Genomic DNA, 17,623 nt, shown 5'->3' with positions numbered 1-17,623 from the left:
GCGGTGATATCCCAGAGATATCAAAGTTGCATGCTTTTAATATTAAGTCATTGATTTTTTTGTTGTTATCGTAAAAAGGAGAATTGGAAGGGCTCTACAATGCCATTTACAGACCCATTCATGGGCAAAGTCGCCATCGTCACCGGTGCTGCCCAGGGCCTTGGCCTGGACTACGCCATGGCACTTGCAGCCCGTGGCGCCCGGGTCGTCATCAGTGACCTGGGCACCGACCGGTCAGGTGAAGGGCAGGACCCGATGGCCGTCAGCGCTGCGTTCGAAACCCTGCGCGCCAGGGGCTTCGACGTGGTCGCGCACATCGGCCAGCTGGAACATGAAGACGCCTGCCGGCAACTGGTCGAGCTGGCCATCGAACACTTCGGCGCACTGGACATTCTCATCCACAACGCGGGCTGGGTGGACTACCAGGGCATCGAGAACCAGGAACAGGCCTTCCTCGACCGCGCCCTGGGCATCAGCGTGCATGCGCCGGTGTGGCTGGCCAAGCATGCCTGGCAGCACCTGAAGCGCTCATCGGCACCGCGCATCGTGCTGACTACGTCTGACCGCGCCATGTACCAGCGTTACGCTCAGCCGGGGCTGGTGGCCTATGCGGCGGGCAAGATGGCCCAGGTCGGCATCATGAACGCGCTGAGCATGGAAGGTCAGGAGCACGGCATCCTCGTCAATGCGATCTCGCCCGTGGCCAAGACTCGCATGTGGGGTATCAGCCAGGCACCGCAAGAGCTCAAGCCGGAGTGGGTGACCCCGGGTGTGCTGTACCTGGCCAGCGGGCTGTGCCACGACACCGGCTATATCCTGCGGGCCAGCAATGGCCAGTTCACCGCCACGCGCCTGTGCGAGAACAGCGGGGTCAGCTACCCGCGCGACCTGGCACGGGTGGAGGCTGCCAGCCTGGCCGAAGTGGCCGCGCGCTGGAGCCGAATCAAGGAATGCCACTACGTGCCGGTGAAGGTCGCCAATACCCGCGCCGACCTGGGGGAGAGCCCGGTCTGGGATGCGCAGACGGGGGCGTTGTACTTTGTCGATATCACCGGCGGGCGTATCAACCGGCTGCTGCCCGAGGGTGAGGTGGAGCGGCTGTATGAGTCGGCCGCACGCATTGGCGCACTGGCGCTGACCGACCGCGGCAACCTGATCTTCACCGAAGACTCCAGCGCAGTACTGCTCGACCTTGCTTGCGGCCGCATTCGCCAGTACTCGGTACCCGTGCATCCGCGCTCGACCTATCGTTTCAACGATGGCGCCTGTGACCCGCAGGGGCGCTTCGTCACCGGCCTGATGGACGAAGTCCCGAGTGGCGGGACCGGGGCGCTGTTCCGCTTCGATGGCCAGCTCAGTGACGAGGTGATCCATTGCGGCCTGGCATTGCCCAATGGCTTGGCCTGGTCAGCCGACGGCCAGACGTTGTTCTTCGTCGACTCCGTGGCGCGCAAGATCTACCGCGCCGAATACCCCGCAGAAGGGCGCCTGGAACAAGTCAGCCTGTTCGCCGAGACGCCAGCGGAGCTGGGGCGGCCGGACGGTATTGCGCTGGACCGGGAAGGTGGCCTGTGGGTCTGCCAGTTCAATGGCAGCTGCCTGCTGCATTACGACCGTCATGGCCACCTGACCGAACAGGTGGTGATGCCGGTACCGCGCCCGACCAGTTGCTGCTTCGGCGGCGAAAACCTGGATACCTTGTACATCACCACGGCACGGGTCGGCATGGCGCCGGCGCAACTGCGGCATTACCCGGATGCGGGCGACCTTTACGCGATTCGCCCGGAAGTGGGTGGTATCGCACGCCATGCCTTCAAGGAATGAGCGCCTGCCCCTGACTGGCCGGTAGCACGGCCAGTTCGCCGAAGCGTTGTGCGGCGTCGATATAGCGCAAAGCCGACCTGGCGTCCTTCCAGCCCACGTAACGCGGGCAGGATGACCGTGAATCAGCGAGGCAACGAAGCATCCATCAACTGCCGCAGCGGCGCATATTCGGCCTGGCTCACCGGCACCAGTCCGCTGGCATCCTGGGACGCGACAAAGGCGGCCATGGCCTTGGGGTCGTCCAGCATCGCCGCGCGAATGCGTTGCTTCAGCGCCGGGCACAGGCTGGCACTGAACACATAAGGGTCGTAGTAGATCGGCTGTGAGCGCCATTGCACCTTGAGTGCAGCCGGGCTCAGCGCATGCCGGGCGAGGTAGGCATCGGCCCGCTCGCTGGCGACGAAGGCAGCATCGACCCGGCCATCGAGCAACGCCTCCAGTGCCTTGTCGTGGGTCCCGGCATACACCAGCGCGCCGAAGAATTGCGGCAACGGCGAGCCGACTTCGGCCGGGAACTCGACACTCGGCACCAGGCTGCCCGAGGTGCTGGCCGGGTCGCTCAGGGCCACACGCTTGCCGCGCAGTTGCTCGATGTTCTCGACGCTGTTGGCACGGGTCAGCAGCAGCGCCTGGTAATGGCTGCCGGCCGGCGTGTAGGGGCCAGCGCTCAAGGTGAAGGTCGCGAACGGTTCGATGCCGGGGTCGCGACGGTTGGCCAGCACATAGGACGCTGGCCCAAGCCGGGCGATATCCGCACCGCCGGAGACGATGGCGTCCACCACGCTTTCGTAGGAGGCGGCAATCACCAGCTCCACCGGCACGCCCGCCGCTTGGCTCAGGCGCTGCAGCAGCGGCTGGTGTTCGCGGACCATGTCCTCGCTGCTCTTGATCGGGATCACCGCCAGGCGCAGGCTGCGCGGCGTGCAATCGGCCACGGCGGCAGTGGCCAGCAGATTGGCCAGCAACAGCGCGGCCAGGGTCTTCACAACACGCATGGCTTTTCCTCGATACCGTTGAAGGGCGGGTACTCACGCAACTGCGCCGGCGACAACGGCCGGCTGAAGTGATAGCCCTGGGCGATATCGCAGCCGGCGAGCTTCAGGCACACCACCTGCTCGCGGGTCTCGACGCCTTCGGCCACCACTTCCAGGCCCAGGCGCTTGGCCAGGATGATGGTCGAGGACACGATCGGGCTGTCGTCATAGCTGTTGGACAGCGGTGCGATCAGCGAGCGGTCGATCTTCAGCTTGCTCAGCGGCAGCGACTGCAGGTGCGCAAAGCCGGCATAGCCGCGGCCGAAGTCGTCCAGGCTGATGCCCAGGCCGGCGGCACGCAGGCGATGCAGGTGATCGACAGCGGTGCCTTCCGGGTCGAGGATGGTGGTTTCGGTGATCTCCAGCTCCAGGCGCTGCGGGTTGATGCCGTAGAGCTGCAACTTGGCCAGCAGGCGGGTGCTGAAGTCGGCCTGGCGCAACTGCATGGCCGAAACGTTCACGGCCAGCCGTGCCTCACGGCCTTGCGCATCCCAGCGGGCCAGTTCTTCGCAGGCCAGGCGCAACACCTCCCAACCCAGCTCGATGATGAAGCCACTGCGTTCGGCCAGGCTGATGAAGCGGTCTGGGTAAAGCAGCCCGAATTCGGGGTGATCCCAGCGCACCAAGGCTTCATAGCCCAGCACACGATGGCTATCCAGGCGGATCTGCGGCTGGTAGTGCAGCACGAACTGGCGTTCGGTCAGGGCCGTGCCGAAGGCCTGCTCCAGGGTGAAGGCCTGGATATCGGAAAGGTTGAGCGAAGGGTCGAAGAAGCGATACTGGGCGCGCCCGGCCTGCTTCGCCGAGTACATGGCGGCATCGGCGCTGCGGATCAGGCTGTCGATGTCCTGGCCATCACGCGGGCAGATGCTGACCCCGACACTGGGGCTGGTGTTGACCTCCTGGCCGTCGAGGGCGTAGGTGGCCGAGAGCTTCTGTACCAGCGTGCGCACCCAGCTGTTGATCTGCGCCTCACTGCGCTCGCCTGCCAGCAGCACGACGAACTCGTCACCGCCGAAGCGCGAAGCCTCGTCGCCGGGTTCGAGCAGACGCTGAATGCGCCCGGCCACTGCCTGCAGCAACAGGTCGCCGATCTTGTGCCCGAGCGAGTCGTTGATCGACTTGAAACGGTCCATGTCGATGAACAGGATGGCCATCAGGCGGCGCTTGCCGCGTTGCCGGGTCAGCGCCTGGCCGGCGACTTCGACGAACTGGCGGCGGTTGTGCAGACCGCTGAGATGGTCGGTGGCGGCGGCGTGGCTGCTGCGCCGGTGTTCGTCTTCCAGACGTCCGATCAATTGCTGGTTGACCTGTTGCGCGTGCTCCAGAGCGCTGAACGCCTCCTGGCGCTTGCGCAGCAGGCGCAAGGTCCAGGCCAGGCTGGCGAGGATCATCAGCGTCATGCTCAGGTTCAGCCAGAACTGCCGCGAATAGGCCAGCGTGGACGGGGCGAGAATCTCGTCATAGCGCTGGCTGACCACCACGCTGAAGCCACGCTCGGGCACCCGCCGGTACAGGCTCTGGTAAGGAACGCCCGAGGCATACTGGGTCAACTGCCCGGAGGCTTCGTCGGCATCGGCGATGTCCGGCTCGAAGCTGTCACCTGCCACCACCACGCCGCTGCTGTCGATGCGCAGGCGTTCACCGCCGTCGTCCTGAATCAAACGCATCAAGCCACTTTTACCGAGGTCGATGTGCTGGAACAGCACCGCCAGGTAGCCGATGTCGAGCTGCACCACGAGGATGTTGTCGATCTCCCGGCCCGGCAGGTCGGTCAACGGCAACAGGAAGGGCAGGCGCCAGCTGGGCATGGTCAGTGGCGAGGTATCGGGGGCGCTCCGTGGCAGGAAAGGTTTGAAACCGTAGTGGGCGACATGCACCTTCAATTGATCCAGCCATTGCGCTGGCAGCTGCGCGGCCTCGTCGCTGTGGCTGGCGGAAAGCAGCCGGCCCTGGCGGTCGTACAGGCTCATGCGCTTGAACACTGGGTCTTCGGCCAGCAGCCTGGCCAGGCTCAGGCTGCCCTGGCGCAAGGTTTTCATGTCGTCCTGTGTCACCCGGCCCACGGCCTGGGCGCGGTCGACCAGCTGGCGCAGGCTTTCGCCGACGATACTGGCCAGGTTCAGATGCTCGGCCGCCTTGGCCGCCAGTGCATCCTGGCGCGAGGCGGCCTTCTGGGTGACGTGCAGCCCCCAGAGGAAGGTCAGGGTGGCTGCACAGAGCATCAGGATCAGCAAGCGCAGAAGGCTTGCGGAGGAGAGAGAGCGACGGATCACTGCTGTTGTTCCCGACCCTGGGTGATGGTCGAAAAATACGACAGGCAGATGACAGCCTCATGACTGGTGGCTAATTGCCTTTAAGGTTTTCCCCGATCCGCCAGGGGCGCCTGTATGCGCGTAGTCTCCTCCTGCAGGTAAGTGATCAACGCGGTGATCTCGGTATCGCCCAGGCGCATGTTGGGCATGGCCAGGCGGTTGTACTGCTCGAAGAGCAGGGTGGCCAGTGGTTCTTTCTCGGCGAGCATCTGGTCTGGCTCCCTCAGCCAGCGTATCAGCCAGCTGGGGTCGCGTTGCTGGGTTACGCCGAGCAGGTCGGGGCCGATGCCGGGTTGGCCGGGTTCGGTGTTGCCTACGGTGTGGCAGGAGGAGCAGCGGGTGCGGAAGATCTGTTCGCCGCTGCTGGGTGGGCGGATCTGCGGGGCGCTGGCGTAGTCGTTGGCCATGGCGCTGGCCTGTTTCCAGTTGTGCAGGCTGTTGCCCAGGCGATCGGCGAGGATATAGGGGCTTTCGAAGGGCGAGGCCTTCATCCAGCGGCCAGTGGCCTGGTTGCCGATGATCAGGCTCAGGTTGTGGTCCTTGGAGCGGCCGTTCTCCAGGCCTTCGATGTACAGGCCCAGGCGGCGGCGCAGCTGTTCGATGTCGTCAGGTTCGCCGGTGAGCAGGGTCCAGCCGGGGCCGATGCCGAACTTTTCGGCATAGCGCTTGAGGGTGGCGGGGGTGTCGTTGTAGGGGTCGATGCTGATGGAGTACAGGAAGATATCCTTGCCCACCCGGTCACCGAGGATCTTCTGCACCTGGCGCAGGCGCGCGGTTTCCACCGGGCAGGAGTCGGAGCAGCCGGTGAAGATGAAGTTGATCGCCACCACCTTGTCCTTGATCAGGTCGTCGAAGAACCGCACCTGCTTGCCGTCCTGGGTGACCAATGGGGTGTTGGGGAAGTAGCTGGCGCCCCACGGCGTGGCAGCCTCGGCCGAGGGGGCCGACTGCGCCGATTCAGCGGGCTTGATCGGCCAGTAGTGAGTGCCGGCAGCGAACAGGGTGAGTGCGAGCAGAACACGCCATGACAGGGCCATGATGTCATTCCTCCAGTGGTGATGCAGTTGGGGCCGCAAAGCGGCCCCTTTTCGATGGAACAGTCACTTGATGCTGATTGGCGCCGTCACGCTCTGGCCCAGTGCCGACTTCACGGTGATCGTCGCCGGTGAAGCCGGGCCGCTACCGGTGGTGGTCACCGACAACCGCCAGCGGGCCCCGCTGGATGCCGCAGACAGCGTCGCCGCGCCCAGGTTCAGCGGGCCACTGGTGGTGGCTGCGGTCACGCTGATGCTGTTGCCGCTGGCCACCGACGTAGTGCCGGAGATGTCCCAGGTGTAGCGGTTGTTGCTGCGTACCTGCACGACGGCGCTGCTGACCTCGATCTGGTCCGCTACCACGGCAGGGCCCACCGCGACACTGACCGTGGCCGGGTTCAGCGACTCGGCACCCTTGGCATCACGCGCCGTGTAGGCAAAGCTGGCGGTGAACGGGGTGTCGACCGTGGCCGGTGGCGTGTAGGTCACGGTAGTGCCATCGGTGCTGACCGTACCCTTGCCGGAATCAGGCTGGTTAAGGCCCTTGACGGTCAGCGGCAGGTTGCCTTCTGGGTCGGTGTCGTTGGCCAGCACGTTGATCACGATCGGCTTGCCGGCCGTGGTCGCGGCGCTGTCGTTGTTGGCCACCGGTGGCTTGTTGGCGGTGTCGGTGTTGTTATTGCTGGCGGTGCGGAAGGTTGGCAGGCCTACCGACGCCATGTATTGCACACCATCCCAACCCGGCAGCGGTGTCGGCATCACCTGGAATTGGCCCGGGTGCTCGATGTCCCAGCGCAGCAGCATCGAGTTGTCTTCGTGCTGGGTGTTGTGGCAGTGCTCCATGTAGGTACCGGCGAATTCACGGAAGTGAATGGCCATTTCAACTTCCGACGAGGAGTCGGCGTCCGGGCCGATGCGGTAGACGTCCTTGCGTGCCCATTTTTCCCACTCTGGTGGCGCCTTGCCGTCGCGGCTGAGGATCACGCCTTCCTCGAAGTGCACATGCACCGGGTGGCTCCAGCCGCTGCCGCCGTTCTTGATCTTCCACACTTCCAGGGTGCCGTCGCCGCTGAAGCCGCCTTGGCTCGCTTCATTGGCCAGTTGCGGTGCTGCGGAGATGCGCCGCGGGTCCATGCTGTAGCCGAAGCCACCGTCGGTCTTGATGGTCCAGGGGGTGGTGTCGGTGCCGTCGGAGCGGCCGAAGGTGAACTCGCGGTGGCGCGCGGCCTTGATCTTGGCCTGGTCGGCCACGGCATTGCGATCGATCACCAGCGGGATCATCTTCAGGCCTTCGGCCTTGCCCGGTTTGGCCGGCTCATAGGCAGTCGGGTCCATGCTGACGTCCTGGCCGCTGTAGGCCTGCACGACCAGTTGCATGACCTTGCCCACCACCGGGTCGCCCTTGTCCCACTCCGGCCCGTTGCTGGTCTGCTTGATCACCGCCTTGTATTTCTCGGACAGCACGTCGGCCAGCGAGATCGGCTGTTTCGGGCCCTTGCCGGTTTCATGCTCCATGATGTTGACGATGTACAGCTTGTCGCCAACCTTGATGCCGTTCTTGGCGAAGTTGATGATGATGTCGTAGCGCTCGGCGATGCCTTGCAGCGGCAGGATGCCGTTGTTGTCGTCGGTCTTGCCGTCGCCGTTGAGGTCCATGGTGCCGTCGAACGGCACGGCGTGTTCCATGATGTTGCCGTCGTTGGCGATCATGTGGAACGGCACCCGGGCGTACGACACATTGGAGCCGGACGGCCCCTTGAACTCACCACCGTTGCCAGCGATTTCGCGCACCACGGCAAACTTGAAGTAGCGCGACACCGAGCCATTGAGGATACGGAAGCGGTAGGCGCGGGCGCGGACCTTGAGCTTGGGCTGGTACTGCCAGTTGACCAGCACCTGGTCGCCGAGGAAGCCGTCGGTGTTGAACGGGTTGAACCACAGCTGGCCGTTCTGATCCCAGGCCTTGTCGGCGATCACCAGGTTGACGTCGTAGTCGCGGTTGCCCCACGGCATCGCCGAGCCGCTGGGGAAGCGCAGGTTGACGCCGTCCTGCAGCGCTTCGTTGCCACGGTCGATGGCGCTGTAGTAGTTCATCATCACGGCGTTGCCCTTGTAGACGTTCTGCGCCGTGAAATCCATCATGTGGTCGTGGAACCAGTGGGTACTCATGGTTTCGTGCCAGTCGCCACGAATCTTGATGCTGCCGTTCTCGCAGGTTTTCAGCCCCGGGTTGGCGTCGTTGACGAACAGGGTTTCACCCGGCGAGCAAGGGAAGGCGGCGCGCGGGTCTTCGGCACGGGTGTTGATGGTGTCGTAGCCGGCCAGCTGGATCGGCCAGCGGTAGTCATAGTACTGGCCAGGGAAGAAGTAGGCGTTGGCGAAGCCATCGCTCTCGGCCGGCGAGTGACCGTTGTGCTCGTGGGTGGAAATGGTGTGCAGGCCAAAGCCGGCGTTGGCTGCCGGGTCGATCGGCAGCGCGTTGTAGTGGCGCATCAGCACCGGCTGGCCATAGCGAACCATCAGCAGCTTCGGCGGGAAGGTGCCGTCGAAGGTCCACAGCGACTTGTGGTTCTGCAGCGGGAAGTTCGGGTGGAAGCGGGTGTCGATGCCCTTGGTGGTGCCGAGGGTGGTTGGGATGTCCGAGGTCTGGTAATACAGCCCACCCGGTGCGAACTCGCCCACGGCATAGTTGTGCAATTGCTTGCGGTCACGCAGCCCCTGGTTGATGCGCGCACCTGCCTGTGCAGTCTTGAACGCCGCCTGGGGGTAGAACTCGTTCCAGCGCTGGTGCGACCAGCCCTTTCCTGGTGGCCGGCCTTCCGCTGGCGAGCCTACCGAGTTGCGGTTGAGGAATAGCTCGATCTGCGCCTTCCAGGGGTTGCGGTCGAGGGTGTTGGCGTACTGGGTCGGGTACGGGTATAGGCCCGGTTGCTTGAGGAAGGCCTCCAGGGCATTGCCGTTGGGGCTGCTGCGGGCGACCACGTTAGGGTCTTGAGCAGGTTCCGGGCCCAGGGTAGGGACCGGGAAGGTCAGCGAAGGGGGCGGCAGGTTGGGATCGAGTTTTTCCGGGCCGAATTCCTCGAACAGCAGCAATTGCTGGGTAAATGGCTGCGCCCCGAACAACGGGCTCGGCTTGCCATTGGTAGGGTAATTGCGTGACGTCTGCAGGGCGGGCGGCAACACGTTGTCGACGCGATTGCTCGAGCGATCGCCGAATACCCCGTTCGGCTCTTCCAGCGAGCCTTCGTTGGCTTCAGGCAGGTTGAACAGGTTGAGCAGCGCCGGGCCGGGGTCGGCCGGCTGGTCATCGTAATGCGACGGGTCCGTCGGCGGCGGCTGGCTGACATCATCCAGCGAGGAGGCCATGGCTGAGGTCAGCCCAAGGCTGAGCATCAGCAAGGTCACGGCAGACAGTTTGAAGGCGTGGCTGTTGGGGTGGATCACGGCAGGGGTTTTCATTGCCTGGTGCCTCGCTCGCGGCTAAATGGCTATGGGCCATCAATGGCGTATTGCCGGGTTTTAAGGGCCTGAGCAACGGCTGTGCCAACAGATGTTTCGGTAATACTTTGTTAAACAACTCCTTGTGGCGCCTGAGGTGCGCTAAATAATGGGGTGTCAAGGACCGGGTGTAGGCCCCCGAAACTGGGCAGGGTTGGGGCCCAACTCCGGTGATGGAGTGGGTGACAATTGGTGATGGGGGCTGTATACATGTTGCCCACCAAGGGGAGCCCGGCAACGGGCTGAGAAACCGCTGACAGCTGCAGCGCGGTGACCCTTAGGGTTTGTACGAAAAGTCGCCGAGCGGCGATCAGGCAAGGCGAAAACAGGCGAGGAAGCGGAGTTTGCTGGTTGCAAATGAGCATTCCGAGCCTGTTTTCAACGCAGCATGATCGTCGCGCAGGCACTTTTCGTACAAAGCCTAGAACCTGATCCGGATAATGCCGGCGGAGGGATGGGACTGCCGGACCTGCCTTTGCCGGCCTCACTGCGAGGCCACACCATGACCGAACGCTTCCATGAAACCCTGCAACGCCAGAACCAACCGACCTGGTCGGCCGCCGTTGGCCACCGTTTCGTCACCGAACTCTGCGCAGGCAGCGTCGCCGACCCGATCATGGTCCGCTACCTGGTCCAGGACCACCGCTTTCTCGATAGCTTCCTGACCCTGCTCGGCGCCGCCATCGCCACCGCTGATACCTATGAAGCCCGCCTGCGTTTCGGCCGCTTCACGGGGATGATCTCCAGCGACGAGAACACCTATTTCCTGCGTGCGTTCGAAGCCTTGGACGTCAGCCCGGCGCAGCGCACCGAGCCCGCAGACACCGCACCTACCGCCGGTTTCAAGGCCATCATGCGCGAGGCTGCCGCCACCCGTTCCTACGCCGCCGCGCTGGCCGTGCTGAACGTTGCCGAAGGCCTGTACCTGGACTGGGCCCTCAAGGCACCCAAGCCGTTGCCGGCCAACTTCGTCCATGCCGAATGGATCACCCTGCACGACAACCCGGCGTTCTGCGATTTCGTTGCGTTCCTGAAGTCCGAACTGGACCGTGTCGGCCCCCAGGAGGCCGCACTGGCCAGTGACTTCTACGCACGTACCGTTGAACTGGAGCTTGCCTTCTTCGACGCCATTTACACCGAGGAGGCGTAAGCATGGATATTTTCGAGCGTTTGAAGGCTGCCACTGCCGGCCAGTGGAACAGCTATGTCGATCACGACTTCGTGCGGCAGATGGGCGAGGGCACGCTGTCGGAAGAAGCCTTCCGCACCTACCTGATCCAGGACTACCTGTTCCTCATCCAGTTCGCCCGCGCCTGGGCCCTGGCCGCCTACAAGAGCCGCCTGCCGGCGGACATCCGCGCCGCCCAGGCGGGCCTGGCGGCGATTCTCGACGAGACCGAACTGCACCTGCGCCTGTGCGCACGCTGGGGGTTGTCGCAGGCCGATATCCAGGCAGCCCCCGAGCACCAGGCGACCGTGGCGTACACCCGTTACGTGCTCGACTGCGGCGCGGCCGGTGACCTGCTTGAACTGCATGTGGCGTTGGCGCCGTGCGTGATCGGCTACGCCGAGATCGGCCGCACGCTGGCGGAACGCATTGGTGACCTGAGCGACCACCCGTACCGGGAATGGATAGGCGAGTATGCCGGCGAGGGCTACCAGGGCGTGGCCGCGGCGGCGCGCAAGCATCTGGATGAACTGGCGGCACGGAGCATGACCGAGCAGCGGTTTGTGGAGCTGGCACAGATTTTTGGCCAGGCTTCGCGGCTGGAGGCTGATTTCTGGCAGATGGGGCTGGATGGCGTTGACTGAGTGCCGGTTGGCTTCAGTCGGGCTGTTTCATTGAGGTTTTGTGAATTGCCGTGCACATGTACCGTACGGCGATTCGATCGCGTTCGGGCAGGGTGCGGTAGTGGTCGATGAGGTTGACCTCTTCCTTGTTCAGGCGGCGCAGGAACAGGCGTTGGTTGAATGAGGTGAAAGCACGGAGGATGCGGATCAGAACGGAATCGATTGCCATGGAATCGCCTTGCATGATTATGGGCTCTCGTCCGTGAGATTTTCCCTACTTTGTCAGGGGATAAAGGCGAAGTCTAGCGATCTGGGTCAATGTTTTGAGTGATTGGGCTGCTGCAGGCAGCCCAAGCTTTGCTCAGCCGGTGCTCATTTGCGTTTTCGCTTGCTGGGTTGAATCGGGGCTTGTTCGAACGCCTCTGGCGGTGGCGGTGCTGCGCGAACGTTGAATACGCGGCAGATGATGTACCAGCAGATGGCTACTGACAGGTTGTAGGGAAAGAGCACTGCCCAGAAAGGTAGTTGCCAGTTTTTTTTGCCTTGCATTTCTCCGGGCTCGCCGGTGCGCCAAGGGGCGTAATGGTTCCAGGCCTCTGCTGGTGTGAGGCATATGGCGTGTAACGGCCTGTGCCACCAGTTGGGTTCGCCTGGAGGAGGGAGTTTGTCGGGGCCGTGATCCATGAAATGGCGTAGGTATTCCCAGACTTCGGCGACATATCTTATGTCGGGTTCGGTAGGTTCGTTGCTGTCGGTCCAGAGGCAGTCTTGCTGGTGGAGAGTGCCATCCTCTCGACGGGGGGCGAAGGCCAAGGCGTAGCTGGTGCTGAAGGATGAACCGCCAAATTCGGTTCGTTTAAAAACACCGCCGCAGACATTATGCCAGTCGAAAACGAATAGTCTTCCTATGCGCTTATAATAAATTTTCTTGGTTGATCGATTGAAATAAACTGCGGACAGCTTCTTGATATAGAAAATACGGTAGATCAAAAAAGGCGAGAAGATGAAAGGGCACAGCCAAAAAATTAAAATTGAGTGTATGTCGGTAAACATGTCTTTCCGAAATTCATCGTCTAAAATGTCTGGATAGAGCAGGGCGCCGAGGGCTAGTGTCATGGCTAAATAGAGCTTGCCCATAAATACGGAGTCCGTCACCCAGGGGTTTTTCAATGTTAGTACCTGTTGGTCGATTTGTGTGACCTGACCACCAATTTTTGGCGGGTGTTTCGAGTCGCTATTAGGGGTGAATAACCATAGTGTCGCCATATTACTAGCCTTCCAGTATAAAGCTTGTTGTAGACATGGCTTCTTCGTCTATGCCGGTGCCTGGGAGATAGCTTATTTCCAACATTGCTCCGAAGTGCGAACTGCATGTTTTTTTGTAATTCAGGACAAGCCCCGCTGGCGTGAGGTGGCAAGTTGGTGTTATGGCGTTGGGGGTTCTAGTATTATTACTGCTGAGCATGCTTGCAGTTGATTGCCAGCTACTATGGCCAAGAGCGAAGCCGGGTAGGAGCACAGTAAATTCAAAGCGGGTGGCGTGGCCGGGCATGTCGCCGTGAAGTGTTGCCCTCCAATCGGGCGGGGACCATACTTTAAAAGTGCCACTATCCATTTCATTCAGGTTCAATTTCATTGAGTCATTCTTTGAGAGAAGACGTGGCAGATAGAAGGCTGCGTACCACGCTTTGATTTCTTTGTTTTCGCTCCGGAAGCTTGGTAGTTTTTTTTCATGATCTAAAGGCACATCCAGTCTCGACTCTCCATCATTTTGACGAGTTCCAAAAACACTTCTGACAGCCCAAAATTCTATCGGGCTGTGTAATTTTTCATGCGCTTTATGGTGGAAGTACATCCCGCCTGCAATCAACGCGGTGCCAAGCAGCACAACTGCGGCCGCTCCCCAGCCAGCAAAGGGAATAAAGATTGTTGGGCCGGCGATGGCAAGCGCGCCCTCTAATGCCAGAATTGAGCCCAGTGCAACAGAGGATCCCCCCATTAAGGTGTATATCCCTGCATCCGCGTTTCCATTTATTTTTTGTCTTCTGTATTTTTGTACGTCTGAGGCGAAACCCAGTAAAATGGCTGGATATCCAGATAATCTAGCAAACGTATTGCTGCTCAGGAATTTTAAAACGCCATTACCAAATGCCATTCCAGGAGTAGTAGGTCCCAGCTTTAATATCATTGCTTTCTGTGTCGCGCGTGTGCTCACTAGTGTCGCTGTCGCAGCGCCGATTACTCCAAAAACTGATGCTGTAAACCCTGTTACATATTCTTGTTCGTCATTATCCTGTAAGTTTTTGTATGCCGCTTTCAATGCGAATATGTTGAACCACAGCATCACCGCATTTAAACCAGCTCCCCCGCCAGAAGTGAGTAGCCCGATTAGCGTTGGCTTTACCCGAGAAGTGGTGGTCATCTCCAGCATCACTTTCCTACTGCCCGTGACGCGCAATTGCTTCATTTCTTCAACTTGCGCCATCCCGCTTTTCAGGTATTTCTCTACTTCCTGGCTGAAGGGGTTCTCCAAAATCAGCTTGTCGGTGATGTTGTACCGCGCCGCCAGCAGCCCCAACGCTTTTTCGGCATTGGCTTCGCGCGCGGCAGCCTGCACCTGCTGACGTAGGCTGTTGCTGGCATCCCAGCGCGTCTTCCCGTGCATGCGCTTGAGCACCACGGTGCTGACCGATTGAGCCGTGAGGTCAGTGATACCGGCATAAGCCGGAAATCGGCCAGCCAGACCTTCGATGACGTTGTCGGTGGCACCGAACAAGGTGCCGATCGAGTCGGCCTTGTCGCGAAACGGGTTGAACGGCGCCAACGCTTCGTACAGCGGGCTGTCGTGCTGGTCCAGCCAGCGCTCCAGGCGCTGCAACCGCAGGTCCTGCTCTTCAGTCCCGGGTACGGGTTGGCCCATCGGGTGAATCAGCAGGGCCAGAGACATTTCCAGCCCGCGTGCGGAGCTGAGATCGTCGCGGTCATAGCAGGCCAGCGCGGCTGCCAGACTGTACGGATCGTCCAGATGGCCGGCTTCGGCGGTGGCCAGCCAGGCGTCGTGATCGTTGCTGGCTTGCAAGGCCAGTTCACGCATCTGGCTGATGCGGTACTCCAGTTCGTCGCGTTCCTCCAGAAACTTAAGGTACTTGGCGGTATCGATGCGCTGTCCCAGTCGATGGCCCTGCTCGGAATAGTCTGGGTGGGTGAGCACCCGGAAGCGTTCCTCGTAAGGCGGTTTCGGTCGGCTGTCCGGGCGTATCCTCAGGGCTGCCGTGCCCAAGGACGGGTTGTCGGCCGGGTACATGCTTTCCAGGGTCTTGTTTAGCAACGTGGCCACCAGGTTGCGGTGGTGGAAGTCGCGGCTCTGTGGGCTGAGGCGTTCGGCATCCAGCTGGTAGCACATCGGCACATCGGCTTGCTCGGTACCCTGCGCCGGTCTTGTGTGGGGCAGCTGTTCGGAAGGCATCAAATCGCGCATCTGGTGCTGGTAGGCCGACACCGACAGGCTCAGGTCCAGCGCCAGGCCTTCGGCATCGCTGAGCACCACCACGGCGGGAATCTTTGGTTGGGTGTAGGGGTAATGGCGTGCAACGGCGTGCAGGCTGCCCGCGAACAGCGCCGAGGTGCGTGGCTGGCTGCTCCAGCTCAGCGACATGCGTTGGGCGTCCGGCTTAAAGTCCTCGACCCAGGTTTGCAGGGCGCTGACCGGCAGCACATGGGCCTGGGTGGAGTGCACCTGGTTGCCGTCAATCAGCTCGGCCATGTTCAGCTGGCGCATGTGCCGTCTGCGCATGGCCAGCGAACCGGTGATGCGCGCGGTCACAGCGTTGGTCCACAGGTGCGGGCTATAGGCGATCCAGACTTCCTTGGCGCAGGCCTCGCCGGTGTCGGCCCAGACCCAGCCCACCGCCCGGCCGGACAAGTAGCGGTCGCGCCGCTGATAGTGCTCCAGGCATCGGTAGCGTAATTCCTTGTACTGGCCCTCACCGTCGTACTCGTGGATGACCAGCTTTTCGCCCTGGCTGCCTTTCATAAACACGTAGACGTAGCCTGGGCGCAAAGCGCGCAGGGTGTAAGCGGAGTGCTGCAGTGGAGGGAAGCCTTGCTCCAGGTCGAAGCCGGAATCGCTGTAGCGGCAGGGCGGGGCAGCGCCGGTACGTGGCACGATGGCGTAGCGCACTGGCAGGATCGCTACCCGTGCACTGCAGGCAGGGGGCGATGCGGCGCGGCTCACGGAGGCGTCAGTCATGGGCGTTTTCCTTGCTGTGAATGAGTGCTTGCAGCTCGCGAAGGCGGCCTTGCGGTGACTCTTCGAGGTTGGTGTAGATAGCCTCGGCCCGCGCATCACTCATCAGCCACCTGTGCTCTGCGACCAGGCGAATGAAATCACCGGCAACGGTCTCGTCGCTGAAGTTGAGTGCATCCAGTTGCGGTAGCAGGGCTTCGATCCATTCACGGATCTCCGCCAGCGTGCGATCGGTATGAGCGGGCGTGGTCAGCAGTTCGTGGGCAAGACTGAGCACGAAGTGTTCGTGCAAGCCCGCTTGCAGCCGGCCAAGCTCGTGCTCTTGCAGCGACAACAGAAGGGCAGACCTCGAACGCGCTGTGGTCGGAGTGTTTTCAAGTGTCTTCCACTCATGGACAGGCCCCCAGTCGACTCGCCACGCCAAACGCGACACCGGGCCCAGCCACGCTGCTTGATTGGCCTGATCCAATGCCTCCAGCCAGGCACTCAGGTGATTGGGCGTGATGTGGTGGGTGGCCACCCCCAGATCCGGCATGGTGAATTGCACCAGGCTGTGGAAATGGTCGGAAAGCTCATCGACGCTGACCTCTGCATCCACGGCGATAGCGCCGCCAATGGGCATCCAGGCAGTGACGGCATGACGAAGCAGTTCTGGCGAATCGCTGACGTCCACCAGCAATGGGCCGAACTCGTATTCCTCATCCATGACGCTGCGTTTCCAGGGCCAGGAGTGAGGGGGGCGATCGGTGACGGTCTCGATCAGCTCCAGCACTGACGGCGCGTAAGGAGGCACTACTTCACCTTGCGGTGAAATGGACGCAGGGCGGACGGCTGAATGCTCCAGCTCTCGACTGAGCAGCAAGAGAAAGCGGAAGCCACTGGCAAAGTGGATGTCGGGCATAGGCGCGGAAGATGAACCCGTCATGCGTCAGGTGCTCCTATGCAGTTGCAGTCAGACAGCGAGCACGATCCGTCGGGACGTCGCCCGCACTGCCGATCCAGAGGGGCCCCGCTGACAGGTGCGCCATTGATGGTGAAGGAATGAGTGGAGCCCCCCATTGATTGGTGCACCGCTCCGTTGAGGCGTATCGTCGGGCTGTCCAGCGTGATGCCGGACTCATCGATACGAATGGAGCCACCAGGGCCTTGGATAACCAAGGTTTCAGCCGCCCGCAGGCTATAAAGCCGGGTGCGCCTGCGGATTTCCGTTCGTGCCTCCAGTTCCGCATGCCCTTCGATCTGTTGCTCGAGATTGCCGCCAACCTGGACCTGATAGTTGGCGGTGATCTTGTCATGGCGATGGTTGCCGACGGTTTCGAAACGGTCCTTGGCAATATTGATCCTTTGGGTGCGGCCAACATTGAGGAAGTGGTCCTGACCAACGGTGACGCGCTCATCGTTACCGACGGTTTCGCAGCGGTCATGGCCAATCGAAATCGTTTCATCGCGGCCAATCTGCTCGGCCCGGTCGTTGCCTATCTGCGTGCTCTCATCGTGCTTGACCACATTGTTCTGGTCCCGCTCGGCATGGATGAACACTTCCTGCCGCCCCAGTTCATCCTCGAAACGCAGCTCGTTGTAGCCATCACCCTTGTGGGTCTGGCTCTTGATGGTCATGCGGGTCTTGTGTTCCGGCAGGTCGTATGGCGGCAGCTGGTTACCGCAGTAGGTGCGGCCGGTGATGATCGGCTGATCAGGGTCGCCGTTGAGGTACTGGACGATCACCTCCTGGCCGATGCGTGGGATGGCCATCGATCCCCAGCTGCCGCCAGCCCAGCCTTGTGACACGCGTACCCAGCAGGAACTGAACTCGTTGCTTTTGCTCTCCCGGTCCCAGGGAAAGCTGACCTTGACCCGGCCCCACTGGTCGCAAAAGATCTC

At 61.7% G+C, this 17,623-nt stretch carries 12 protein-coding genes and 1 pseudogene; 4 read left to right on the top strand and 9 right to left on the bottom strand.

All coding sequences use genetic code 11. The features are described from left to right. Positions 1 to 99 precede the first annotated feature (99 nt). Positions 100 to 711, top strand: a pseudogene (locus N430_RS29740) (SDR family NAD(P)-dependent oxidoreductase); the annotation flags it as partial. A gap of 3 nt (positions 712 to 714) precedes the next feature. Further along, a complete protein-coding gene (locus N430_RS29735; RefSeq protein ID WP_256592143.1) occupies positions 715 to 1,824 on the top strand; it encodes an SMP-30/gluconolactonase/LRE family protein in 1,110 nt (369 codons plus the stop codon). 122 nt (positions 1,825 to 1,946) lie between these two features. On the opposite strand, the gene N430_RS17165 is transcribed toward N430_RS29735, so the two are convergent. The 4 genes from N430_RS17165 to N430_RS17150 form a co-directional block, all read right to left on the bottom strand. After that, positions 1,947 to 2,819 carry a phosphate/phosphite/phosphonate ABC transporter substrate-binding protein gene (locus N430_RS17165; protein ID WP_110637995.1) on the bottom strand — a complete coding sequence of 291 codons (873 nt, stop codon included), beginning with the start codon at positions 2,817 to 2,819 and terminating at the stop codon, positions 1,947 to 1,949. After that, a complete protein-coding gene (locus N430_RS17160; RefSeq protein ID WP_110637994.1) occupies positions 2,807 to 5,134 on the bottom strand; it encodes a bifunctional diguanylate cyclase/phosphodiesterase in 2,328 nt (775 codons plus the stop codon). The genes N430_RS17165 and N430_RS17160 overlap by 13 nt, the downstream gene beginning before the upstream one ends. Positions 5,135 to 5,214: 80 nt before the next feature. Next, positions 5,215 to 6,210, bottom strand: a complete 996-nt coding sequence (locus tag N430_RS17155; protein ID WP_110637993.1) for an SCO family protein — start codon at positions 6,208 to 6,210, stop codon at positions 5,215 to 5,217. A 63-nt stretch (positions 6,211 to 6,273) separates the two neighbouring features. Next, complete coding sequence (locus N430_RS17150) at positions 6,274 to 9,666, bottom strand: Ig-like domain-containing protein (protein ID WP_110637992.1); 3,393 nt, start codon at positions 9,664 to 9,666, stop codon at positions 6,274 to 6,276. 541 nt (positions 9,667 to 10,207) lie between these two features. Here N430_RS17150 and N430_RS17140 point away from each other — a divergent pair. Together N430_RS17140 and tenA are read left to right on the top strand one after the other, a co-directional pair. Beyond that, positions 10,208 to 10,855, top strand: coding sequence for a TenA family protein (locus N430_RS17140; protein ID WP_110638133.1), 648 nt, complete (start codon positions 10,208 to 10,210; stop codon positions 10,853 to 10,855). 2 nt (positions 10,856 to 10,857) lie between these two features. Beyond that, positions 10,858 to 11,517, top strand: a complete 660-nt coding sequence (gene tenA / locus N430_RS17135) for a thiaminase II (protein WP_110637991.1) — start codon at positions 10,858 to 10,860, stop codon at positions 11,515 to 11,517. 13 nt (positions 11,518 to 11,530) lie between these two features. Here tenA and N430_RS17130 read toward each other — a convergent pair whose 3' ends face one another. The 5 genes from N430_RS17130 to N430_RS17110 form a co-directional block, all read right to left on the bottom strand. Continuing rightward, entirely contained in the window at positions 11,531 to 11,725 is a 195-nt protein-coding gene (locus tag N430_RS17130) for a hypothetical protein (RefSeq protein WP_116583648.1), read from the bottom strand. 143 nt (positions 11,726 to 11,868) lie between these two features. Next, on the bottom strand, positions 11,869 to 12,762 hold the full coding sequence (locus N430_RS17125) for a DUF6708 domain-containing protein (protein ID WP_110637990.1): 894 nt from the start codon (positions 12,760 to 12,762) through the stop codon (positions 11,869 to 11,871). 4 nt (positions 12,763 to 12,766) lie between these two features. Beyond that, positions 12,767 to 15,745, bottom strand: coding sequence for a T6SS effector BTH_I2691 family protein (locus N430_RS17120; protein WP_110637989.1), 2,979 nt, complete (start codon positions 15,743 to 15,745; stop codon positions 12,767 to 12,769). Beyond that, complete coding sequence (locus N430_RS17115; protein ID WP_110637988.1) at positions 15,738 to 16,667, bottom strand: DUF4123 domain-containing protein; 930 nt, start codon at positions 16,665 to 16,667, stop codon at positions 15,738 to 15,740. The genes N430_RS17120 and N430_RS17115 overlap by 8 nt, the downstream gene beginning before the upstream one ends. Beyond that, positions 16,664 to 17,623 (bottom strand): type VI secretion system Vgr family protein (locus N430_RS17110; protein ID WP_116583647.1); only part of this gene is annotated, 960 nt, incomplete at its 5' end. The genes N430_RS17115 and N430_RS17110, both read right to left, overlap by 4 nt.

The sequence above is a fragment of the Pseudomonas sp. CC120222-01a genome (assembly GCF_003097235.1).
Classification (GTDB): Bacteria; Pseudomonadota; Gammaproteobacteria; order Pseudomonadales; family Pseudomonadaceae; genus Aquipseudomonas.
This window is presented reverse-complemented; position numbering and strand designations above follow the sequence as displayed.